28 protein-coding genes and 1 pseudogene are annotated in these 21401 nt (G+C 70.1%); 13 read left to right on the top strand and 16 right to left on the bottom strand.

From position 1 onward, the window contains the following. Positions 1–46 precede the first annotated feature (46 nt). Positions 47–226 carry a DUF6104 family protein gene (locus tag ABZT17_RS33230; RefSeq protein WP_018544467.1) on the top strand — a complete coding sequence of 60 codons (180 nt, stop codon included), beginning with the start codon at positions 47–49 and terminating at the stop codon, positions 224–226. 308 nt (positions 227–534) lie between these two features. On the opposite strand, the gene ABZT17_RS33235 is transcribed toward ABZT17_RS33230, so the two are convergent. Then, complete coding sequence (locus ABZT17_RS33235; RefSeq protein WP_356354403.1) at positions 535–1440, bottom strand: hypothetical protein; 906 nt, start codon at positions 1438–1440, stop codon at positions 535–537. A 164-nt stretch (positions 1441–1604) separates the two neighbouring features. On the opposite strand from ABZT17_RS33235, the gene ABZT17_RS33240 reads away from it, so the two are divergent. Beyond that, entirely contained in the window at positions 1605–2600 is a 996-nt protein-coding gene (locus ABZT17_RS33240; RefSeq protein WP_356354405.1) for a hypothetical protein, read from the top strand. A 1-nt stretch (position 2601) separates the two neighbouring features. Beyond that, positions 2602–3648 carry a helix-turn-helix transcriptional regulator gene (locus ABZT17_RS33245; protein ID WP_356354407.1) on the top strand — a complete coding sequence of 349 codons (1047 nt, stop codon included), beginning with the start codon at positions 2602–2604 and terminating at the stop codon, positions 3646–3648. Between the two features lie 133 nt (positions 3649–3781). Here the strand turns inward: ABZT17_RS33245 and ABZT17_RS33250 are convergent, their stop codons facing one another. The 3 genes from ABZT17_RS33250 to ABZT17_RS33260 form a co-directional block, all read right to left on the bottom strand. Continuing rightward, positions 3782–4354, bottom strand: a complete 573-nt coding sequence (locus tag ABZT17_RS33250; protein ID WP_356354408.1) for a hypothetical protein — start codon at positions 4352–4354, stop codon at positions 3782–3784. A 151-nt stretch (positions 4355–4505) separates the two neighbouring features. Beyond that, positions 4506–5471 (bottom strand): zinc-binding dehydrogenase, encoded by a 966-nt coding sequence (locus ABZT17_RS33255; protein ID WP_356354410.1) that lies wholly within the window; start codon positions 5469–5471, stop codon positions 4506–4508. A 66-nt stretch (positions 5472–5537) separates the two neighbouring features. Next, positions 5538–5840: a helix-turn-helix domain-containing protein gene (locus ABZT17_RS33260; RefSeq protein WP_356354450.1), complete on the bottom strand. Its 303-nt coding sequence runs from the start codon at positions 5838–5840 to the stop codon at positions 5538–5540. Between the two features lie 145 nt (positions 5841–5985). Here ABZT17_RS33260 and ABZT17_RS33265 point away from each other — a divergent pair, with 145 nt between their 5' ends. Together ABZT17_RS33265 and ABZT17_RS33270 are read left to right on the top strand one after the other, a co-directional pair. Beyond that, the gene (locus ABZT17_RS33265) at positions 5986–6549 is read left to right on the top strand and encodes a carboxymuconolactone decarboxylase family protein (protein ID WP_356354412.1); all 564 of its coding nucleotides are present in this window, start codon (positions 5986–5988) and stop codon (positions 6547–6549) included. A 37-nt stretch (positions 6550–6586) separates the two neighbouring features. Beyond that, the gene (locus tag ABZT17_RS33270) at positions 6587–6898 is read left to right on the top strand and encodes an EthD family reductase (RefSeq protein ID WP_356354414.1); all 312 of its coding nucleotides are present in this window, start codon (positions 6587–6589) and stop codon (positions 6896–6898) included. 207 nt (positions 6899–7105) lie between these two features. Here the strand turns inward: ABZT17_RS33270 and ABZT17_RS33275 are convergent, their stop codons facing one another. Continuing rightward, positions 7106–8329, bottom strand: coding sequence for an NADP-dependent malic enzyme (locus tag ABZT17_RS33275; protein ID WP_356354416.1), 1224 nt, complete (start codon positions 8327–8329; stop codon positions 7106–7108). Between the two features lie 570 nt (positions 8330–8899). Between ABZT17_RS33275 and ABZT17_RS33280 the strand changes: the two genes are divergently transcribed. Genes ABZT17_RS33280 through ABZT17_RS33290 form a run of 3 tightly spaced genes read left to right on the top strand, consistent with a single transcriptional unit; the run spans position 8900 to position 11607 of the window. Then, on the top strand, positions 8900–9862 hold the full coding sequence (locus tag ABZT17_RS33280) for an ABC transporter substrate-binding protein (protein ID WP_356354418.1): 963 nt from the start codon (positions 8900–8902) through the stop codon (positions 9860–9862). Between the two features lie 39 nt (positions 9863–9901). Further along, positions 9902–10837, top strand: a complete 936-nt coding sequence (locus tag ABZT17_RS33285; protein WP_356354420.1) for an amino acid ABC transporter permease — start codon at positions 9902–9904, stop codon at positions 10835–10837. Further along, entirely contained in the window at positions 10834–11607 is a 774-nt protein-coding gene (locus ABZT17_RS33290; RefSeq protein WP_356354422.1) for an amino acid ABC transporter ATP-binding protein, read from the top strand. The genes ABZT17_RS33285 and ABZT17_RS33290 overlap by 4 nt, the downstream gene beginning before the upstream one ends. 105 nt (positions 11608–11712) lie before the next feature. Here ABZT17_RS33290 and ABZT17_RS33295 read toward each other — a convergent pair whose 3' ends face one another. Further along, positions 11713–12471, bottom strand: coding sequence for a class I SAM-dependent methyltransferase (locus ABZT17_RS33295; protein ID WP_356354423.1), 759 nt, complete (start codon positions 12469–12471; stop codon positions 11713–11715). Between the two features lie 114 nt (positions 12472–12585). Here ABZT17_RS33295 and ABZT17_RS33300 point away from each other — a divergent pair, with 114 nt between their 5' ends. Beyond that, on the top strand, positions 12586–13215 hold the full coding sequence (locus ABZT17_RS33300) for a CGNR zinc finger domain-containing protein (RefSeq protein ID WP_356354425.1): 630 nt from the start codon (positions 12586–12588) through the stop codon (positions 13213–13215). Here the strand turns inward: ABZT17_RS33300 and sodX are convergent. Beyond that, a complete protein-coding gene (gene sodX, locus ABZT17_RS33305) occupies positions 13119–13553 on the bottom strand; it encodes a nickel-type superoxide dismutase maturation protease (protein ID WP_356354452.1) in 435 nt (144 codons plus the stop codon). The genes ABZT17_RS33300 and sodX overlap by 97 nt on opposite strands. A gap of 145 nt (positions 13554–13698) precedes the next feature. Between sodX and sodN the strand changes: the two genes are divergently transcribed. Next, positions 13699–14094: a superoxide dismutase, Ni gene (sodN, locus tag ABZT17_RS33310; protein ID WP_023546844.1), complete on the top strand. Its 396-nt coding sequence runs from the start codon at positions 13699–13701 to the stop codon at positions 14092–14094. A 364-nt stretch (positions 14095–14458) separates the two neighbouring features. On the opposite strand, the pseudogene ABZT17_RS33315 reads toward sodN, so the two are convergent. The 7 genes and pseudogenes from ABZT17_RS33315 to ABZT17_RS33345 form a co-directional block, all read right to left on the bottom strand. Then, positions 14459–14635, bottom strand: a pseudogene (locus tag ABZT17_RS33315) (aminoglycoside phosphotransferase family protein); the annotation flags it as partial. 353 nt (positions 14636–14988) lie between these two features. After that, positions 14989–15369: a dihydrofolate reductase family protein gene (locus ABZT17_RS33320; RefSeq protein ID WP_356354427.1), complete on the bottom strand. Its 381-nt coding sequence runs from the start codon at positions 15367–15369 to the stop codon at positions 14989–14991. 3 nt (positions 15370–15372) lie between these two features. Continuing rightward, positions 15373–15555 carry a hypothetical protein gene (locus ABZT17_RS33325; RefSeq protein WP_356354429.1) on the bottom strand — a complete coding sequence of 61 codons (183 nt, stop codon included), beginning with the start codon at positions 15553–15555 and terminating at the stop codon, positions 15373–15375. A 56-nt stretch (positions 15556–15611) separates the two neighbouring features. After that, positions 15612–16556: a sigma-70 family RNA polymerase sigma factor gene (locus ABZT17_RS33330; RefSeq protein ID WP_356354431.1), complete on the bottom strand. Its 945-nt coding sequence runs from the start codon at positions 16554–16556 to the stop codon at positions 15612–15614. A gap of 70 nt (positions 16557–16626) precedes the next feature. Continuing rightward, a complete protein-coding gene (ppk2, locus tag ABZT17_RS33335; protein ID WP_356354433.1) occupies positions 16627–17517 on the bottom strand; it encodes a polyphosphate kinase 2 in 891 nt (296 codons plus the stop codon). A 12-nt stretch (positions 17518–17529) separates the two neighbouring features. Next, positions 17530–17766: a hypothetical protein gene (locus ABZT17_RS33340; RefSeq protein ID WP_356354435.1), complete on the bottom strand. Its 237-nt coding sequence runs from the start codon at positions 17764–17766 to the stop codon at positions 17530–17532. Between the two features lie 21 nt (positions 17767–17787). Beyond that, a complete protein-coding gene (locus tag ABZT17_RS33345; protein ID WP_356354437.1) occupies positions 17788–18942 on the bottom strand; it encodes an inorganic phosphate transporter in 1155 nt (384 codons plus the stop codon). 103 nt (positions 18943–19045) lie between these two features. On the opposite strand from ABZT17_RS33345, the gene ABZT17_RS33350 reads away from it, so the two are divergent. From ABZT17_RS33350 to ABZT17_RS33360, 3 genes are read left to right on the top strand one after another with little or no spacing between them, the layout of a single operon-like run. Beyond that, positions 19046–19438, top strand: a complete 393-nt coding sequence (locus ABZT17_RS33350; protein ID WP_356354439.1) for a helix-turn-helix transcriptional regulator — start codon at positions 19046–19048, stop codon at positions 19436–19438. An 18-nt stretch (positions 19439–19456) separates the two neighbouring features. Continuing rightward, a complete protein-coding gene (locus ABZT17_RS33355; RefSeq protein WP_356354441.1) occupies positions 19457–19870 on the top strand; it encodes a VOC family protein in 414 nt (137 codons plus the stop codon). Then, the gene (locus ABZT17_RS33360) at positions 19867–20616 is read left to right on the top strand and encodes a VOC family protein (RefSeq protein WP_356354443.1); all 750 of its coding nucleotides are present in this window, start codon (positions 19867–19869) and stop codon (positions 20614–20616) included. The genes ABZT17_RS33355 and ABZT17_RS33360 overlap by 4 nt, the downstream gene beginning before the upstream one ends. A gap of 64 nt (positions 20617–20680) precedes the next feature. Here the strand turns inward: ABZT17_RS33360 and ABZT17_RS33365 are convergent, their stop codons facing one another. After that, positions 20681–21004: a DUF952 domain-containing protein gene (locus ABZT17_RS33365; RefSeq protein WP_356354445.1), complete on the bottom strand. Its 324-nt coding sequence runs from the start codon at positions 21002–21004 to the stop codon at positions 20681–20683. Between the two features lie 38 nt (positions 21005–21042). Next, entirely contained in the window at positions 21043–21258 is a 216-nt protein-coding gene (locus ABZT17_RS33370; RefSeq protein ID WP_356354446.1) for a hypothetical protein, read from the bottom strand. Between the last annotated feature and the right edge of the window lie 143 nt (positions 21259–21401).

Below are 21401 nucleotides of genomic sequence, written 5' to 3' on the forward strand. Positions count from 1 at the left end.
TCCAGGGGTGCGGCCCGGCCGTTCGCGCGCACTTATCCTTGAGGGCATGTACTTCACCGACCGAGGCATCGAAGAGCTGGAGAAGCGGCGCGGCGAGGAGGAGGTCAGCTTCGAGTGGCTGGCCGAGCAGCTGCGGACCTTCGTCGACCTCAACCCGGACTTCGAGGTGCCGGTGGAGCGCCTGGCGACATGGCTGGCACGGCTGGACGACGAGGACGACGAGTAGGGACCAAGCTCGGGCTCGGTCTCCGGCTCGAGCTCGGTCTTCAGGCTCGGTCGGAGCACGAGGGGCGCCGTGGCGGCGCCCCTTTCGCGTGCCCGCCCGTTGTATGCCTGCCGGTCGCATGCCCGCCCATTGCGTGTTTCCCCGTCCAGCGCGCGGGCGCGTGCTCCTCTCGGGCTCGGGCTGGGGCTCGGTCGGAGCACGAGGGGCGCCGTGGCGGCGCCCCTTTCGCGTGCCCGCCGGTTGTAGGCCTGCCGGTCGCGTGCCCGCCCATTGCGTGTTTCCCCGTCCGGCGCGCGGGCGCGTGCGCCTCAGTCGCGTGGACGGATCAGCTCGTACGACAGCCCCAGCGCCCCGTGCGCGAGCAGCAGCGCCCCCGCCGCGGCCCAGCCGCCACTGCGCCGCCGTAGGCCCCAGAGGGCCAGCGGGAGGCCCGCCGCCACCTGGGCGAGGGCCAGGGCGCGGGAGCGGGGTGTGCCCGACCAGGGGAGACAGGGGTTCTGAGGGCCGTGGCTCAGGGGGGCCGGGCTCAGCGGGGTGGGATTCGGTGGGCCGGGGTCGGCCGTGTCCGGTTCGGGCCGTACCGGCTCCCGCCGGGGCGGCCGTGCGACCGTGCGGGCGTCCGGTCGGGCGCGGGCGATCTCGCGGAGGTGGTCGGCGGGGGCGCCGGGGGTGAGGCCGGTGGGGAGGGCGACGCCCGCGTGGGTGAGGACGGCCAGCAGGCCCCGCAGGCGAGCTCGGGCGTCGGCGTCCGGGTCCGGCTTCGTCAGGTGGTCGAGGGTCTGGACGTCCAGGACGGGGTCCAGACCGAGGCGGGCGGCGAAGGTGCGCATGGCCTCGTCCTCGCCGGCCGGGGTGCCGTTGGTGAGCCAGACGTAGCCGACCGGGCGGCGGAAGCCGGAGGCGAGGGTGTAGCCGGCGCGGTCGGCGTCCCACCACAGGGCGAGCACCGGCCAGGGGGCGCCGACGGCGAGGGCGGTGGCCCAGCCGGTCAGCACCCGGTCGACGGGTTCGCCGGCCTGCCGCCAGGGCGTGCCCTCCGGGACGAGGGCGCTCCAGGTGTCGCCGGCGCGGGTGAGCAACATGGGTTCGCGCAGCAGCTGGGCGGCGGGGGCGACGGAGTCGGGCTCGGCCCGGCAGAGCAGGAGGGCACCCGCGGCAGGACCTGCGGGACCGGTCGGGCCGGTGGGGCCCGTGCGGGGAGCATCCGTCGACATGGTCACAAACTAGGGTGATTCGCCCTATTGGTCATTTCGAGACCGCGAACAGCCCCGGAAAGAGCGTCCATCCCCCGAAAGAGTGTCTTGACTTTCCGTGTCCGCGATATATCGTGAAACAAGGAAGACGCGATATGGCGCGTTGCTACGGGGAGGTCTGCACCATGTCCGAGTGGTCCGTCTCAGAGCCGCGAAAGCTCACGTTCGACGAGCCCGTGCGCGAGCTCCACGTACGCATCGTCAACGGAACGGTGAACGTGGTGGGCACGGACGAAGGTTCCGCCCGCCTGGAAGTGTCCGAGATCGAGGGACCACCCCTGGCGGTGACCCAGCGGGGCGGTGTGCTCACCGTCGCCTACGAGGACCTGCCCTGGAAGGGCTTCCTCAAGTGGCTCGACCGCAAGGGCTGGCGGCGCAGTGCGGTGGTCTCGCTGGCGGTGCCGGCCGAGACCCGGGTCGAGGTGGGCGTGGTCGGAGCCGCGGCCGTCGTCTCCGGGATCGAGGGGCGTACGGAGGTCAAGGGCGTCACCGGGGACACCACCCTGGTGGGGCTGACCGGCCCGGTCCGCGCCGACACCGTCGCGGGGAACCTGGAGGCCCAGGCCCTGCGCGGGGACCTCCGCTTCAACTCCGTCTCCGGGGACCTGACCGTGGTGGAGGCGGGTTCCTCGGTCAAGGCCGACTCGGTGAGCGGTTCGATGATCGTCGACATCGACCCGGCGAGCCGCCCCACCGACATCGTCCTCGCGAACGTCTCGGGCGAGATCGCGATCCGGCTCCCCCACCCGGCGGACGCCCAGGTGGAGGCCAACACCGCGAGCGGTTCGGTCTCCAACGCGTTCGAGGACCTGCGGGTCAGCGGCCAGTGGGGCGCCAAGCGCATCACCGGCCGGCTCGGCGCGGGAAACGGCAGCCTCAAGGCGACGACGGTCTCCGGCTCGATCGCCCTGCTGCGGCGGCCGCAGGCGGAGGAGGAGCCATGGGACGTCGATCCCGAGGACATCGGACCGCTTGTCGAGGACGCGACACCCGCGGACACCCCGGCCTCCGCTCCGGGCAGCGACTCGGGGGACAATTCCGTTTCCGGCGAGAAAGACGGCGCGAGCGATGACGCGAGCGACTCCCCCGCCGACGGCACGACCGACAAGAAGGTGCTCTGACATGCCCCCCGTCTTCGCCCACGGCCGTCTCCGCCTCTATCTGCTGAAGCTGCTGGACGAGGCCCCGCGCCACGGCTACGAGGTGATCCGGCTCCTGGAGGAGCGGTTCCAGGGGCTGTACGCACCGTCGGCGGGCACCGTCTACCCCCGGCTGGCCAAGCTGGAGGCCGAGGGCCTGGTCACCCACACCACCGAGGGCGGCCGCAAGGTGTACGCCATCACGGACGCCGGCCGCGAGGAACTGGCCGACCGCAGCGGCGAACTGGCCGATCTGGAGCTGGAGATCCGCGAGTCGGTCGCCGAGCTCGCCGCCGAGATCCGGGCCGATGTGCGCGGCGCGGCGGGCGATCTGCGGCGCGAGATGCGAGCGGCGGCCTCCGAGGCACGCACCGGCGGGCCGGGCAAACAGGACAGCGTCTACGGCGACTTCGGGGAGTACGGCGACAAGGAGTCCTGGCGCGCCGCCAAGGAGGAGATGCGGCGGGTCAAGCAGGAGTGGAAGGAGCAGGCCCGGCGTGCCAAGGACGAGAGCCGCCGGGCCCGCGAGGAGGCCCAGCGGGCCAGGCGCCAGGCCAAGGAGGCACAGGACCGGGCTCGCGCCCAGGCACAGGAGGAGTTGCAGCGCATCGCCCACCGGGTGCAGGAGCAGGTGCAGGACCACTTCGCCCGGGGCGACTGGCCGACGGGGGTGCGCGAGAGCCTGACCGAACTGGCCAAGGAGTTCGGGGACTTCGGGAAGGACTACGGCAAGGAGTTCGCCAAGGACCTCGGTTTCGGACGGGCCGGCACCGCGACGTCGACCTCGAAGCCGGACTACTCCCGGACCCCGGAGGACTTCCCGGCCGAGTACGAACCGTCCTGGGCCCACGAGGACGCCACCGGCGACCCCGCCCGCGACCTCGACCGCCTCCTGGACCGCTTCCGCGACGACATCCGCGACGCAGCCCGCGACCACGGAGTCACAGACACCCAACTCCGCGACACCCGCCACCACTTGTCCACGACGGCGGCACATATCGCAGCGATACTGCGGGGGCCGAAGGTCTGACGGCGCTGCCAGACGTCGCCGGCCCCGGCCTGCGGCGTCTCATCCTCCACGGGGCGTGACATCGGTGTGCTCGGTGAGCTCGGCCGTCTCGATGACCGGACCGGACTCATCGCCATGGATCGATGGTCATCGGTCAGTCCCAGTCGCCGAGGAGGCCCGCGTTCAGCTGTGCGTCGCAGATGTTGTAACCGCCGGACGCGTGGCCCTTCTTGGTGTGGCCGTCGACCGTCACCGAGCAGTTGATGTCACCGGAACCCTGCAGTTGCGCGCTGACGGTGTAGAACAGCGCGTCCTTGTGGAAGGGGAGGGTGGCCTCGAACTCGCCGTTCTTGAAGGTGCCCTTACGGGTGTCGGAGTCGGAGCCGTAGGTGATGTCCAGGCCGCCGAGGGCACCTGCGGGGGCGGTGCCCCACACCTTGAAGGTGACGACCTTCCGCTTCGGTTGGGTCGCGGCCTTCTGCCCCTTCGACGGGGAGGACACGGTCGTGGTGTGGCCGGACCCGCTGGACTTGCTCTTGCTGCCGCCTCCCGCGACGGCCGCGATGACGGCGATGAGGACGAACAGGCCGACGATGCCGAGGCACCCCAGGCCGATGAACTTCCCCACGCCGCGCTTCTTCGGCGGCTGCGGCTGGAAGGGCGGCTGCCCGTACGGCTGCTGAGGCCCGCCCCAGCCGGGCTGCTGCGGATACTGCTGGTTGTTCATGTTCTCCCCTGGCGCACGGGTGGGTAAGTGCGAGGTGTGGGACCCGTGAGGAAGAGGTGCGGTTGCCGCAAACCGGCGGGATTCACTCGATCGGGGAACGCGAAACGGCGGATCCGGAGATCCGGACCCGCCGTCAGATGTCGTGGAGTGGTCAGTCGTTGGTGAGGACGATCTTGCCGAAGAGTTCGCCGGACTCCATGCGTTCGAAGCCCTCTCGGGCCCGGTCCATCGGGAGGGCGTCGTCGATGACGGGGCGTACGCCGGTGGCGGCGCAGAAGGAGAGCAGGTCCTCGAGTTCGTCCTTGGTGCCCATCGTGGAGCCGACGACCTTGAGTTCGAGGAAGAAGATACGGGTCAGCTCGGCGTGCGAGGGCCGGTCGCCGCTGGTGGCGCCGGAGATGACGAGCGTGCCGCCGGGACGCAGGGACTTGATCGAGTGCGACCAGGTCGCCGCGCCGACCGTCTCGATGACGGCGTCCACGCGCTGCGGCAGCCGCGCACCCGACTCCACCGCCTCCACGGCCCCCAACTCCAGGGCGCGCTTCCGCTTGGCCTCGTCCCGGCTGGTCGCGAAGACCCGCAGCCCCGCCGCCTTGCCGAGCACGATCGCAGCCGTGGCGACACCACCGCCGGCGCCCTGGACGAGCACCGAATCACCGGGGCGTACACCGGCGTTGGTGAAGAGCATGCGGTACGCCGTCAGCCAGGCCGTCGGCAGACAGGCCGCCTCCGCGAAGGAGAGCTCCTTGGGCTTGGGCAGGATGTTCCAGGTCGGCACGGCGACCTGCTCGGCGAAGGTGCCGGGGTAACGCTCGGTGAGGATGGACCGGGGTTCCCTGGGCCCCACCCCGTGTCCGCTCTGACCGATCACGGAGTGCAGGACGACCTCGTTGCCGTCCTCGTCGACACCGGCGGCATCGCACCCGAGGATCATCGGCAGTCGGTCCTCCGGGAGCCCCACGCCCCGCAGCGACCAGAGGTCGTGGTGGTTGAGGGAGGCGGCCTTGACGTTGACGGTGCTCCAGCCGGGGCGGGCCTCGGGGGCGGGCAGGTCCCCGAGTTCAAGGCCGCTCAGCGGCTGGTCGCGGTCGATTCGGGCGGCGTAGACGGCGAACATGAGGTCGACGATAGGCGGCAACGGCAGTCGGCGATACCGGAAGCCCCTGTGACACATGCCCTCTTGTCAGGAGCAGGTCTCCGTGGACTCCTGATCGTCGTGTTCCTGCTCCTGCGCCCAGGTGACCGCCCACTCGTCGAGCGGACGGAGGGCGTGCCTGAGCGCTGTCCCCAGCCGAGTGAGCTCGTAGCCGTCGGCCGAGAGGGAGATGATCCCGCTCGCTGTGAGTTCACGGAGCCGCTGGTAGAGAACGCTGGACGACAGCCCTTCGCACCGGGCCAGCAGCGCGCGGGCGCCGAGCGGACCCGCGCGCAGTTCCCAGACGATGCGCAGCGCCCACCGGCGGCCGAACAGGTCCATCGCGGCCATGAGGGGCCGACCGGTCGTCGATCCGCGGACCGGGGTTCCTGGGCGCGGTGTCGGCATGCCTCTTCCTGTCCTTGCGTTTCGTTATTCGAAACAGTAGCATCCCCCTCGCCGTTTCTGATTTCGAAACGACTCGACGGGAGAGCCGATGTCGCGGATAGCAATGCTGGACCCGCCGTACACCGACCAGGCCGGCGCGCTGCTCGCGCGGATGATGCCCGGAAAGGCCCCGCCGATCGGGCTGTTCCGGATGTTCGCCAGAAACCTCCCCATGGCCGACGCCATGCACGGGTGGGGTCGCTACGAGTTGGGCGGACAGCTGACCCTGACCATGCGGGAACGCGAGATCGTCATCGACCGGACCTGCGCGCTGTGCGGCTGCGAGTACGAGTGGGGCGTGCACCTGATGACGTTCGCCGAGCGGGTCGGACTCACCCGCGAGCAGTCGGCATCCCTGGCGCACGGCGGCCCCGCCGACGAGTGCTGGACGTCCGAGAGGGAACGGCTGCTGATCCTCGCTGCCGATGCGCTGCACGAACGCTCCGACATCGACGACGCGCTGTGGACACGGCTCGTGCCGGTCTTCGACGAGCTCCAGTTGCTCGATCTGCTGCTGCTGTGCGGGTGGTACCACGCCGTCAGCTTCGCCGCGCGCGCCGCGCGCGTGCCGCACGAGCCCGGCGCGCCCCGCTTCGCCGACTTCCTCCTGTGATCCGAACCAGCCGACCCCGATCCGGACGGAGACCGTCATGCACAAGCTGCTCGTCCTGTACTCCCAGCCCGCCGACCCTGATCACTTCCGCGACTACTACGTGACCAACCACCTCCCGCTGATCAGGAATTGGCCCGGCCTGCTCGGATGGCGCCACAGCTTCGACGTGGCGGCGACCCAGGGAGAAGCGCCGTATTTCGCGGTCTTCGAAGCCGACTTCGCCGACGCCGCCGCCATGGCCGCTGCGCGGGCCTCGGAACACGGCCGGCGGGTGACCGCCGATGTCGCCAACTACGCCACCGGCGGAGCAGTCGTCATCCACTACCCGGTGCCGGACGGCACCGGCTGAGGCAGACGGATACGATCCGGAACGCGTTCGGTCGGCCGTTGCGGCAGGCTCCGGCCCTCGGGTGATTTTCACAGTGCACGGGATGACGCGTCCGGGCCCCGGCGCCGCCGAACTCCTCCAAGGGGAGACCGTCACCCGCACGGGTGGTCGGGTGGGCAAAGAAATGGCCCCGCCCGAACGGGCGGGGCCATTCGGCCGACGCTCCCGTCAGCGGCGGGCGACACCCTCCGCGCGGGCGGCCGCGGCGACCGCGGCCGTGACAGCCGGGGCGACCCGCTCGTCGAAGGGCGAGGGGATCACGTAGTCCGCGGCGAGGTCGTCCCCGACCACGCCCGCCAGCGCCTCGGCGGCGGCGATCTTCATGCCCTCGGTGATCCGGGAGGCCCGCACCTGCAGCGCGCCCGCGAAGATGCCCGGGAACGCCAGCACGTTGTTGATCTGGTTCGGGAAGTCGGACCGCCCGGTCGCCACGACCGCCGCGTACTTGTGCGCGACGTCGGGGTGGACCTCGGGGTTCGGGTTGGCCATCGCGAAGACGAAGGCGCCCTCGGCCATGGAGGCGACGGCCTCCTCGGCGACCGTACCGCCGGAGACGCCGATGAAGACGTCCGCGCCCGAGAGGGCGTCCTCCAGCGACCCGGTGATACCCGCCTTGTTGGTGAAGCCGGCGAGCTCCCGCTTGACGTCCGTCAGGTCGTCCCGGTCGGCCGAGACGATGCCCTTGCGGTCGGCGACGGCGACGTCCCCGATGCCGGCCTCGACGAGCATCTTGGCGATGGCGACACCGGCCGCGCCGGCGCCCGAGATCACGGCCCGCAGGTCCGCGATGGACCGCCCGCTCAGCCGCGCCGCGTTCCGCAGGGCCGCGAGCGTGACGACCGCCGTGCCGTGCTGGTCGTCGTGGAAGACCGGGATGTCGAGCCGCTCCTGCAGCTTCCGCTCGATCTCGAAGCACCGGGGCGCCGAGATGTCCTCGAGGTTGACGCCGCCGAAGGACGGGGCGAGCCGCACCACGGTCTCGATGATCTCGTCCACGCCCGTGCAGTCGAGCGCGATCGGGACGGCGTCGACGCCCCCGAACTGCTTGAACAGGATCGCCTTGCCCTCCATCACCGGGAGGGAGGCCTCGGGGCCGATGTCCCCGAGTCCGAGCACGGCCGTACCGTCGGTGACGACGGCGACCACGGACGACTTCCATGTGTAGTCGTGGACCAGCTCCGGCTGCTCGGCGATCGCGGTGCACACGCGCGCCACGCCGGGTGTGTATGCGAGGGACAGGTCGTCCTTGTCACGGACCGGCACGGTGGCCTGCACGGCCATCTTGCCGCCGCGGTGCAGCGCGAACGCCGGATCGAAGGAATCGAGGGGCTCGGCCCCGCCGTCCTGGTCCGTTTTGCTGTCGCTGCGAGGATTGACGATCTCCGCTGCCACTTTGTTTTACCCCTTAAGTCTTCAATGGTTGAGGGTGGCCACTTCTGGTGAGAAGCGGGCGGGACCGCGCATGCCCGATCTTTGATGCGTACGGGTCATACGCGACGGGCGCGCCGCACACGCGCCCCGAGCCCCGGATGAGGGGTGTAAAGAACCTTCTTACCCGACGGACCGCGCCGAGTACGAGTCCATTAGGTGCAAGGTCACACCGCGAAGGCCGTGAGGTCACGTCTCGGCGACGACAAACGTCACGAAATAGGGGGACACGTCCTCCAGGTCCACCGCGCAATGATCAACACCTCGTAAGCGCAGGTCCGCATCCTGAGATCCACCACAGATCTTTCGGCCGGAATGGCCGATTCCCGTAGATGGTCCGCCGATAGTCGTGTCGTGATGTCCGGACCTGGTGCGGTTCGGGGGTCGCCCGTTATCCGATTTTGACATCACCGGGCCCCTGAACGGCTCCGTCCGAATGGCAAGATGCCGTAAACCCACGAGGTCGCGACACCCGATGGTGTGTGTTCTCGTCGACCCATCGGCAACTCCACCCATCCGCCGGAGGAACCCAAGATGACCGCAAGCTCCACCCGTCGTACGACCGCCGCGCACCACCGTCTGGCCGCGGTGGGTGCGATCGCGGTCGCAGGCGCTCTGATTCTCACCGGCTGCGGTGACCAGACCAAGAACAAGGACAACGGCAGCAGCAGCAGCGCGTCGAAGAGCTCGGCCCCGCTGGCCTCCAAGCTGCCCGCCTCGATCCGTGACAAGGGCGTCGTCCGAGTCGGTTCGGACATCGCGTACGCCCCGGTCGAGTTCAAGGACAACTCGGGCAACGTCGTCGGCCTCGACCCGGACCTCGCCGCGGCGATGGGCAAGCAGCTCGGGGTGAAGTTCGAGTTCGAGAACGGCACCTTCGACGCCCTGCTCACCGGCATCCGCTCCAACCGGTACGACATCGCCATGTCCGCCATGACCGACAACAAGAACCGGCAGGAAGGTGTCGACCCCGACACCGGCAAGAAGGTCGGCGAGGGCGTCGACTTCGTCGACTACCTGACCGCCGGTGTCTCGATCTACACCCGCAAGGGTGACACCAAGGGCATCACGAGCTGGTCGGACCTGTGCGGCAAGAAGATCGCGCTCGAGCGCGGCACCGTCTCCGAGGACCTCGCCAAGGCCGAGGCGAAGAAGTGTCCGAGCGGCAAGAAGCTCACCATCGAGGCCTTCGACGACGACCAGCAGTCCCAGACCCGCCTGCGCTCCGGCGGCGCCGACGCGGCCTCCTCCGACTTCCCGGTGGCGGCGTACGCGGTGAAGACCTCGGGCGGCGGCAAGGACTTCCAGATCGTCGGCGACCAGGTCGAGGCGGCGCCGTACGGCATCGCGGTCTCCAAGGAGAACACCCAGCTGCGCGACGCGCTGCAGGCCGCGATGAACGCGATCATCAAGAGCGGCGAGTACAAGACGATCCTGGAGAAGTGGGGCGCTCAGGACGGTGCCGTCACGACGTCCGCCATCAACGGCGGCAAGTGATCCGCCGTAATCCCGAGCGGGCACTGAGAGGCAACTCCCGTGACTTCTGACATCGACAAGACGCCGGGGGCGCAGGACACGCCCCCGGCCGGGGCGGAGGCCATCAAGGCCATTCCGGTCCGGCACTACGGGCGCTATGTCACCGCCGTGATCGCGATCGCCATCCTGGTCTCGATCATCTACGCCTTCGGCCAGGGCAAGATCAACTGGCACGCGGTCCCCGACTACTTCTTCGACCACCGGATCCTGACCGGTGTCTACAAGACCCTCCTGCTGACGGTCCTGTCGATGCTGATCGGCATCGTCGGCGGCATCGTCCTCGCCGTGATGCGCCTGTCGAAGAACCCGGTGACCTCGTCGATCGCCTGGTTCTACATCTGGTTCTTCCGCGGCACACCGGTCCTGGTCCAGCTGTTCCTCTGGTTCAACCTGGGCCTGGTCTTCGAGTACATCAACCTCGGGCCGATCTACAAGAACTACTGGTCCGACTTCATGACGCCGCTGCTGACGGCGCTGCTCGGCCTCGGCCTCAACGAGGCGGCGTACATGGCGGAGATCTGCCGCGCCGGCCTGCTCGCCGTGGACGAGGGCCAGACCGAGGCGTCGCACGCGCTCGGCATGAGCCACGGCAAGACGCTGCGCCGCATCGTCATCCCGCAGGCGATGCGCGTCATCGTCCCGCCGACCGGCAACGAAGTCATCAACATGCTGAAGACGACCTCGCTCGTGGCGGCCGTCCAGTATCCGGAGCTGTTCCGCTACGCACAGGACATCGGCCAGAACTCCGGTGCCCCGGTGGAGATGTACTTCCTCGCCGCGGCCTGGTACCTGATCATGACCTCGGTCCTGAGCGTCGGCCAGTACTACATCGAGCGGTACTACGCGCGCGGGTCGAGCCGTGCCCTGCCGCCCACCCCGTGGCAGAAGGTCAGGGCGCACCTGACGACCTTCTCGAGCAGGAAGGTCACGGCATGACCGACAGCACTGTTCCCATGGTCAAGGCCGAGGGCGTCCACAAGAGCTTCGGCGCGGTCCAGGTCCTCCAGGGCATCGACCTGGAGGTGAAGCAGGGCGAGGTCTTCTGCCTCATCGGCCCCTCCGGCTCCGGCAAGTCGACCTTCCTGCGCTGCATCAACCACCTGGAGAAGATCAACGCCGGTCGGCTGTACGTCGACGGCGAGCTGGTCGGCTACCGCCAGAAGGGCGACAAGCTGTACGAGCTCAAGGACAGCGAGGTCGCGCTCAAGCGCCGGGACATCGGCATGGTCTTCCAGCGCTTCAACCTGTTCCCGCACATGACCGCGCTGGAGAACGTCATCGAGGCGCCGGTCCAGGTCAAGGGCCAGAACAAGGCGCAGGCCAGGGAGCGCGCCCAGCAGCTCCTCGACCGGGTGGGCCTGGCCGACAAGGCCGCCAACTACCCCTCGCAGCTCTCCGGCGGCCAGCAGCAGCGCGTCGCGATCGCCCGGGCCCTCGCCATGGACCCGAAGCTGATGCTCTTCGACGAGCCGACCTCGGCCCTCGACCCCGAGCTGGTCGGCGACGTCCTCGACGTCATGCGCGACCTCGCCGAGTCCGGTATGACGATGATCGTCGTGACCCACGAGATGGGCTTCGCCCGCGAGGTCGGCGACAGCCTGGTCTTCATGGACGGCGGCGTGGTGGTCGAATCCGGCCATCCGCGCGAGGTCCTGACGAACCCGCAGCACGAGCGGACGCAGTCGTTCCTGAGCAAGGTGCTCTAGCCGTACGACGGGGAAGGGGCGGTACGGGGATTCCGTACCGCCCCTTTCGCCTTGCCGGGACCGCCCTTGCCGGGCCTGCCCGCGCCGGGACCGCCCGTTCGGGCCCTACTTGAGGGCGAGCAGCAGCGTGTCCGACGGTGAGCACCACACCGGGCGGGCCTCCGCGAACCCCTTCTCGCGCAGCACGCGCGCGTGCCACGCGGCGGACGGCATGTCACCGTCCGCGTGTTCGCCGTAGATCTCGTAGCGGCGGGCCGTCGGCTCGGCGAGCACCGGGTCCTGGGCGGCCAGCCGCCACCACTCGGCCCAGTCGACGGCGCCGTCCCGCCTGGCCTGCTCCATGGCCGCGTGGCGGTGGGCCCGCTCGGCCGCGTTGATCCGGGGAGTGGTCTCGTCGATCATGTGGTCCGCGTTCATGAGGACACCGCCGTCGCGGACGAGTTCCGCGACCTGTCCGTAGAGTGCCGCGAGGGGTTCGCTGTGCAGCCAGTGCAGGGCGGTGGCGGTCAGGACGGCGTCGTAGGAGTCGTGGGGCAGCCGTGCGGGCCACCGCGGGTCCTTGAGGTCGGCCGCCACGAAGGTCACCCGGGCGTCGCCCTCGAAGGTGCCCCGCGCGATGGTCAGAAGGGCCGGGTCGAGGTCGACACCGGTGCTGGTGGCGTCGGGGAAGCGGGCGAGCAGACGGGCGGTGATGGTGCCGGTGCCGCAGGCGAGGTCGAGGACGCGGGGCGCGGTGCCGACGAGTGCCTCGACCATGTCGAGCATGACCCTGAAGCGGTCCTCGCGGTCCGGCATGTACCACTCCTGCTGGCGGTCCCAGCTCTCCTGCCAGGCCTGCCAGTCCGTTCCGGTGCTCGTGGTCATGGAAGCCCCCTCTTCGAGCGCAGACGCAATACCGCTGACGTAATACCCTGGAAGTGTGATCGGCTGTTACCCGATCACCCTCACGACCATAGAGCGCCCCGGTAAGGACTACAAGTGGAACTGGCCTATTACTCGGATTACGCCGTCCGCCTCGTCAACACCGAGGAGCCGGCGCGGGGCAAGGATTCGCTGACCTCGGTGGAGACGGTCCGTGAGCTGTTCGGCGCGGGTTCCTCGGCGGCCCGGCGCGCCACGGACGCCGATGTCACCCGCTTCCGTTCGGTCCGGACCCGGCTGCGCGCGGTCTTCGAGGCGGCCGACAGCGGCGACGAGACCCTGGCGGTGGACCTGCTGAACTCACTCCTCCTGGAGTTCCCGGTGAGCCCGCAGATCTCCGGCCACGACTACCGGGACGAGGACGGCCGCCCGCTGTGGCACATGCACCTGGCGGACCACCCGTCCAACGCCACTGCGGGCTACGCGGCCATCGCGGCCATGGGTCTGGCGTTCCACCTCACCGAGTACGGCGTCGACCGCCTGGGCCTGTGCGAGGCGCGGCCGTGCCGCAACGCCTATCTGGACACGTCCACCAACCGCTCGCGCCGCTACTGCTCCGACCGCTGCGCCACCCGGGCCAACGTGGCCGCCTACCGCGCCCGTAAGCGCCTGGAGGCCGACCGGTCGGACAGCACGGGCCTGGCGGACGACAGCGCCCAGCGGACGACGGCGAGCGGCGAGCGCTGATCCGCCCGCAGCGGCCGGTAGCGGAACCGCACCTTGCCCAGGACCAGGTCCTCGGGGACGGTCCCGTAGTCGGTGCTGTCGCCGCCGGCGTAGGCGTTGTCGCCGAGCACCCACCAGCCGCCCTCACGCCGCTCGGCGGCCCGCTTGACGACGAGCAGGTCCTGCTGGAAGGGATGCCGCAGTACCACGACATCACCGGGCCGGATCCGGGCCCCGTACTGCACCACGAGCTGATCCCCGTGGTGGAGCGTGGGCACCATGGACGGCCCGGTCACCTCCGCGACCCCGAAGGGCAGCAGCGCCCTTCCCCGCTCCACGTCCTGCGACAGCTCCGGCATCCCCGGCACCTCCCCGGTCCGTTCCTCCACCAGTCTCAGTCTGACCCTGGACTTTTGTCCTAAGCCCATGGGGGCACTCGCGAAAACGCCTCTCCCAGGGAGTAATGTCGCACCTGAGAAGACGATCACGAGGAAGGAATGCTCCATGCTTTCCCGCCTGTTTGCCCCCAAGGTCAAGGTCAGCGCACACTGCGACCTGCCCTGCGGTGTGTACGACCCGGCCCAGGCCCGCATCGAGGCGGAGTCGGTGAAGGCCGTCCAGGAAAAGATGGCCGGCAACGACGACCCGCACTTCCAGGCTCGCGCCACCGTCATCAAGGAGCAGCGCGCCGAGCTCGCGAAGCACCATGTCTCGGTGCTCTGGAGCGACTACTTCAAGCCCCCGCACTTCGAGAAGTACCCGGAGCTGCACCAGCTGGTCAACGACGCCCTGAAGGCCCTCTCGGCCGCCAAGGCGTCCACCGACCCGGCCACTGGTCAGAAGGCCCTGGACTACATCGCCCAGATCGACAAGATCTTCTGGGAGACCAAGAAGGCCTGACCTTTAATCACGCCTTCTGACCTGTGGTTTCTTTGGTTGCAGAGTCTCCCGGTCCGCACCCGGACCGTCATGGCCGCCGAGTACGGCGTCCATGACGGTCCGGGTGCGGTCTTCTTCGCCCGGCCACAGGTGGGCGTAGATCCGCGGCGTGATGACGGCGGACGCGTGGCCGAGGACCGGTTGAACCTGCTTGACGCTCGCTCCGCCGGTAACCGTCAGACACCCTGAGGCCGAGCAATTCGCCTATGGGCGGAGTGACCTCCTCGTCCGGCATCGGCGGCAGGGTGATCCGCCGGCACGGCTTGGCGTGCACGAGCAGGGGGCCGTGTTCGGGTTGAGCCAGATGGTGACCGGAGCGTCGGCGCACCCAGCCGAACGGGGCGACAGTCGTACCGGCCGTGCGCGTCTCGGCGGCCTGGGCGATCCGGTCAAGCGCGTCCTCGACGTCGTCCGTCTCCTGCCACCGCTCGGCCTTGCGCAGCAGCGCGGGGCGTTCCAGGGACCGGTTCGGCAGTGCGCGGAGGCGGGCCTGGTCAAGGACGGCCGGATCAGGCTCGCCGGGGCCTTCAGGCTGCGGTGGCGAGGTGCGTCCGCCCCGGCGGATGCCCTTCTCACTGCGGATGAGGGCGCGTTCGCGGCGCTGGGCGGCGAGGACGTCGCGTCGCGGTGGCGGGCCTTGGCGTTGCGCCAACGCGGGTAGACGTGCGGGGCGCGATGGCAGGGGAGCCGCCGAAAGTCGTAGTCCGGCCAAACGGCCGAGAGACGGTGTACTTGTCCGCGACCGGCGATCGGTGCACCATCGCAGGTCACGTGCTGCCCGAAGGGGTCCGGCCGGTTCTCCGGCCGGGCCCTTCGCGTCGGATCCGGATGCGCGGCCGGGCCGGTGAGGCCTGCCTACGCGCCTTCTCCCGCCTCCCTCCGGTACCGCGCGAGCACGACCGCGCCGGACCGCTCGGCCGACACACACTCCAGGTGGGCCCGCGGCCCGTCGTCCGGGAAGAGCCGCCGGCCGGCGCCGAGGACCGTGGGGAAGGTCAACAACCGGTACTCGTCGACGAGTTCGGCCGCCATCAGCGCGTGTACGACGCTCAGGCTGCCGATGACGACGACATCGCGCTCCTCGCCCTTGACGACGTCGACCAGGTCCCCTTCCAGGACCCGGGAGTTGGCCCATGCCGAGGTGTCGGTCAGCGTCCGGGAGGCGACCAGTTTCGACGCGGCGTTCATCCGCGCGGAGAAGGGGTCCTCCCGGGCGGGCCAGATGCCCGAGAACACCTGCTAGGTCGTACGGCCCAGCAGCAGGACCCCGTCGTCGAGGGTGCTGCCGAGCCCGAACCGGTCCCCGGCGATGGTCTCGCGGCCGTGCCGGAACGCCCAGCCGCCTCCCGGGGTTCCACCGGAGCCGTCCGGGTCGGACACGATCCCGTCCAGGGTGATGAACTCAACGACGATGACGCTCATGAGAGATGTCCCTTCGCTCGATGCTCACCGGTACATACCGGCGGCACCGGCGCCGTTCATCGCTCCCGGCGAAAATTCTCCGACGGCAGCCGCGGGGGCAGGTCGAACGCCTCGAACACACGGGGATCGGCGAACACGACATTGCGCGCCACCCGGCCCCCGGTGACCGTGAACACCTGGAGGGTGTGCAGCCGGTGCCCGCCGTCGGGCTCCGGAGCGTAGGCGGCGAGCGCGGGCTGTCCGTTGGCGGTGAGGGTGGTCGTGCCCCAGCCCGTCCCGCGCAGCGCGAAGACGCGGTCCATGAACCGGCCGTAGTCGCGACTGCCCCGGTACCACAGCGGCACCGGCGGCATCTCCAGGACGGCCTCGTCCGTGAGCAGCCGTACGAGCGCGGGGACGTCGGCGGCCTCGAAGGCCCGTACATAGCGCTGGATCACCGCGCGGACCTCGGGATCCGCGGGCTCCGCGACATCCTCCATCCCGCCCGCACCGTTCTCGGCGAGGGCGGCACGGGCCCGCTGGAGCGCGCTGTTGACAGCCGCCGCCGTGGTCCCCAGCTGCTCGGCGACCTCGGCTGCGGTGAACTCCAGCACCTCGCGCAGCACCAGCACGGCGCGCTGCCGTGGCGGCAGCACCTGCGTCGCCGCCACCAGCGCCAGCCGCAGATCCGCCCGGACCTCGGTGTCGAAGCGCGCGTCGGGGAAGGGCTCGAGCCAGGGGATGTCGTGGGCGGGGCTGAGCGGCGCCCCGGGATCCTCGCTCGGCGCGCCCAGCCCGGACGGCAACGGCCGCCGCGCCCGCCCCTCCAGCGCTGTCAGACAGACGTTGGTCGCGATGCGGTACAGCCAGGTCCGCACGGACGCGCGTGTGCCGTCGTACCGCTCGCGGGCCTTCCAGGCGCGCAGCATCGTCTCCTGGACCAGGTCCTCGGCCTCGTGGAACGAGCCCAGCATCCGGTAGCAGTACGCCACCAGCTCACCCCGGTACGGCTCGAAGTCCACGAGCCCATCATGGCGCACCCGGGCAACGGGTGGGGGACGCCGGGAGACCGGCGTCCCCGGAACCTCGGCGTCAGGCCTCGCCCGCCTCCAGCAGCCCCGCCGCCGCTCCCACGATCCTCGGGTCCGGGCTGCCGACGACCTCCTCGTCCTTGTCGGAGTAGTCGAAGCGGGCCAGGACGCTGCGCATGGCCTCGACGCGGGCGCGTTTCTTGTCGTTGGACTTCACCACCGTCCACGGGGCGTGGTCGGTGTCCGTCTCGCGGAACATGGCGACCTTGGCGGCGGTGTAGTCGTCCCAGCGGTCCAGTGAGGCCAGATCCATCGGGCTGAGCTTCCACTGGCGGACCGGGTCCACCTGGCGGATGGTGAAGCGGGTGCGCTGCTCGCTCTGGGAGACCGAGAACCAGAACTTCACCAGGTCCACGCCGTCGTCGACGAGCATGCGCTCGAACAGCGGGGTCTGCCGCATGAAACGGTGGTACTCGTCGTCGTCGCAGAAGCCCATCACCCGCTCCACGCCCGCCCGGTTGTACCAGGAGCGGTCGAACAGGACGATCTCGCCGGCCGTCGGCAGATGCTGGACGTAGCGCTGGAAGTACCACTGCCCGCTCTCGCGCTCCGTGGGCTTCTCCAGCGCCACCACCCGGGCGCCGCGCGGGTTGAGATGCTCGGTGAAGCGCTTGATGGTGCCACCCTTGCCGGCCGCGTCCCGTCCCTCGAAGAGGATGACGATCCGGCGCCCGGTCTCCTTGATCCAGCTCTGCAGCTTCAGCAGTTCGATCTGCTGGAGCCGCTTGTGCCACTCGTACTCCTTGCGCTCCATGCGCTGCGCGTAGGGGTAGTTCTCCCGCCAGGTGTCGATCGGGGAGCCGTCGGGGCGGATGAGCACCGGGTCGTCGGGGTCGGTGTAGTCGACCTTGAGCAGGGCCTGTTCGGCCAGCAGGGGCGGCACCGTCGTCATGCTGGATCCCTCTCAGTGGAACTGCGGAACGATCAGATAGATCCCGTACGCCACCACGGCCGCGCACGCGAGGAAGCAGAGGCCGGCCTGGGCGACGGCGAGGGCCGACGTGCCACCGGCGCCGGCCTCCTTCGCCCCCTCGTGGCGGGCGAGGCCCAGGACGCCGAGGGCGAAGACGACGACCACGGCGACGGTGACGCCTATGCTCACGGCCGTGACCTGGCCGAGTGCGGTCCAGTCGAGACTCATGACGGTGACTCCTCGGGGGGCTCAGGCGGCCGTGCCGACCGTGGCCGGCGGCTCGGTGCGGAGGGTGACTTCGTGGGTGTCGTTCACGTTGTGCGCGGACACCGGGTTGCGGCGGGAGACCAGGACGATGCCCGCGGCCACGGCGGCGCCGACCAGCGCGACGACGACCGTGCCGAAGTTGCCGCCGTGCTTGACGACGCTCGCGGAGACACCGCCGACCAGGGCCGCGGCGGGCAGCGTGATCAGCCAGGCGGCGACCATCCGGCCGGCGACACCCCAGCGGACCTCCGCGAGGCGCCGGCCGAGGCCCGCGCCGAGGATGCCGCCGGAGCAGACCTGGGTGGTGGACAGCGCGAAGCCGAGGTGGGCGGAGGTGAGGATGACCGTCGTCGAGGCGGCCTCGGCGGCGAAGCCCTGCGGGGACTCGATCTCGGTCAGGCCCTTGCCCATGGTGCGGATGATGCGCCAGCCGCCCAGATAGGTGCCGAGGCCGATGGCGAGACCGGCGGAGGCGATGACCCAGACCGGCGGGCCGGCGTCGTGGCCGAGGGCGCCCGCGGAGATCAGGGTCAGGGTGATGACACCCATGGTCTTCTGCGCGTCGTTCGTGCCGTGCGCCAGGGAGACCAGGGAGGCGGAGGCGATCTGGCCGAACCTGAAGCCCTTCTCGACCGACTTCTTGCGGGAGCGTGCGGTGAGCTTGTAGGCGAGGTAGGTGGCGAGCAGGGCGGCGACACCCGCGACCAGGGGCGAGGCCACCGCGGGGACCAGGATCTTCTCGACCACCTTGTCGAAGTGCACGCCGTCGGAGCCCGCGCCCACCCACACGGCCCCGATCAGACCGCCGAACAGCGCGTGCGACGAACTCGACGGCAGGCCGACCAGCCAGGTCAGCAGATTCCACAGAATCGCTCCCACCAGGCCGGCGAAGATCATTCCCGGACTGACGAGCGTGTCGTCGACGATTCCCCCGGAGATCGTCTTGGCGACTTCCGTCGACAGGAAGGCACCCACGATGTTGAGGACCCCGCTGATGAGTACCGCGACTTTCGGTTTGAGCGCGCCGGTCGCGATGGAGGTGGCCATCGCGTTCGCGGTGTCGTGGAATCCGTTGGTGAAGTCGAAGGCCAGGGCCGTGACGATGACGACCGCCACGAGGAACGTGATGTGGTCCATACGCCCCATGGGAACAAGCGCTTCCATACAGCAGACGAACTGAAGGCAAAGGCCACTTCAGGTTCACGCGCCCGGCCGGTGAGGGTCGTGCGATCCTGGCGTGGTGAACCGTGAGGATCTGGTACGTCTGCGCCGGGCGCGCGACCGCATGGACCGCGATTACGCCGAACCCCTCGACGTGGCCGCCCTCGCCCGCACCGCCCTGATGTCCTCGGGCCACTTCCAGCGCAGCTTCCGCGAGGCCTACGGCGAGACCCCGTACGGCTATCTCATGACCCGCCGCGTCGAACGCGCCAAGGCCCTGCTGCGCCGCGGCGACCTCACCGTCACCGAGGTCTGCATGGCCGTGGGCTGTACCTCCCTCGGCTCCTTCAGCGCCCGCTTCACCGAGCTGGTGGGTGAGACGCCGAGCTCCTACCGGGCCCGCTCGCACGAGGAGAGCGCGGAGATCCCGCCCTGCGTGGTGCGGGCGTACACCAGGCCACGGCGGTCGTGACGGCTCTAGATTGAACTCATGGACCTGAAACTGAGCAACTGTTTCATCGCCGTCGACGACCACGACAAGGCCGTCACCTTCTACTGCGACGTCCTGGGCCTGGAGATCCGCAACGACGTCAAGTACGAGGGGATGCGGTGGGTGACCGTCGGGTCGCCGCTGCAGCCGGACGTGTCGATCGTCCTGGAGCCGCCCGCGGCCAACCCCGACCTCTCCCCGGCCGACCGGGAGGCGATGGACCAGCTGCTGGCCAAGGGCGCGCTGCGCGGGGTCAACTTCACCACCGAGGACTGCGACGCCCTCTTCGCCCGCGTCCAGGAGTCCGGCGCGGAGGTGATCCAGGAGCCGACGGACATGCCGTACGGGGTGCGGGACTGCGCGTTCCGGGATCCGGCCGGGAACATGCTGCGGTTCATGGAGCGGAAGGGATGAGCCACAGGGTTCTGTGGACCCATGCCTTCCTGGACCGGCCCCTCGACCGCTTCGACCGCGCCTGCGACTTCTGGACGGCGGTCACCGGCACCCGGCTGTCCGGACTCCGGGGCGAGCGGCAGGAGTTCGTCACCCTGCTGCCGGAGAAGGCCGAAGCCTGTCTGAAGGTGCAGGGGGTCCTCTCGGGCGAGGGTGGCGCACATCTCGACTTCGCCGTCGACGACGTGCCGGCCTTCGTGGAAGCGGCGCTGGAGCTGGGGGCGGAAGTCGTCACCCCGCACGAGCGGTGGGCCGTGCTCCGCTCCCCCGCCGGGCAGCTGTTCTGCGCCGACGAGTGGGGGCGGGGCGAGCCGGTGCGCCCGCCCGTCGTGGACGGCACCCGCGTCGACCAGGTCTGCCTGGACATCGCGCCGTCCCGCTACGACGCCGAAGTCGCCTTCTGGAGCGCCCTGTTGCCGCAGTGGGAGTCGGCCCCCAGCTCCCTCCCCGAGTTCCACTTCGTCAGGCCCGGCCCCGACCTCCCGATCCGCATCCTGCTCCAGCGCCTCGGCGAGGAACGGGAGACGACCGCCCACCTCGACCTGGCCTGCGCCGACATCGAGGCGACGAGGGCCCGACACGAGGAACTGGGCGCCGGGTTCATGACGAGGGGCGCCGGCTGGACGGTGATGCGGGACCCGGCGGGCGGGGTCTACTGCCTGACGGGACGCGACCCGGAGACGGGCGGAGCACCGCGCCGTTCCTGACCGCGCCGTTCCTGACCGCTCGGACGACGGTGACCGGCGGGCGGCCGGCCCCACGACGAGCCGGTCACGCCCACGGCTCCACATCCACCACCGCGTCCACCGGAATCGGCCCGTACACATGCGGGAACTCCTCCCCGCCGGGCTTGTTGGACTCGTACTTCAGCGGTACGTCAAGCCGCGCCGGGTCGATGACCAGAACCACCAGGTCGTCGACGCCGTCGAAGAAACGGCGGGCCGTGGCCGGGAGCTGGGCCCGGGTGGAGCAGTGGATGAAGCCCTCCTCCTGGAGGGTGCGGCCGCGGGTGGAGATCTCGTACGTGCCCTTCGCCCGGGCCGCGTCCCAGAGGGCGCGCTCGGTGAGGTGCAGGATGCGGGTCTGGTCGGTCATGCGGTCACGTTACGGCGCCGGCCGTGCCGCCCGCCCCCTCAGGAATTCCCCGCGACGGGCCTTCCGGGCTTCCCATCGGACTTTCCGGGCCTCCCGTCGGGCTCGGCGTCCTCGGGGACGTGGGCCTCGCACCCGGGATCGCGGCAGGGGCCCGGCACCCACCGGGGGACCCACGCGCCCAGTGTCTTGTACCGCTTGACGACCGTCGCCACAGGCTGTCCGCAGACCGGACAGACGTGTTCTGAGCTGTCCATGCCCTCAGCGTAGGCCCGTCACGGCCCACGCGCGTGGGTGCGGACAAGGCTAGGGCGTGTTGCGAAAGTCCCGTCGTCCGCCCGGAGGGCGGGCCGGGCGGCGTCTGGGGCGTGCTCTCGGCGTGCCGGGCGGAAGCCCTCGT

It is taken from the genome of Streptomyces sp. NPDC005648 (assembly GCF_040605395.1).
Lineage (GTDB): Bacteria > Actinomycetota > Actinomycetes > Streptomycetales > Streptomycetaceae > Streptomyces.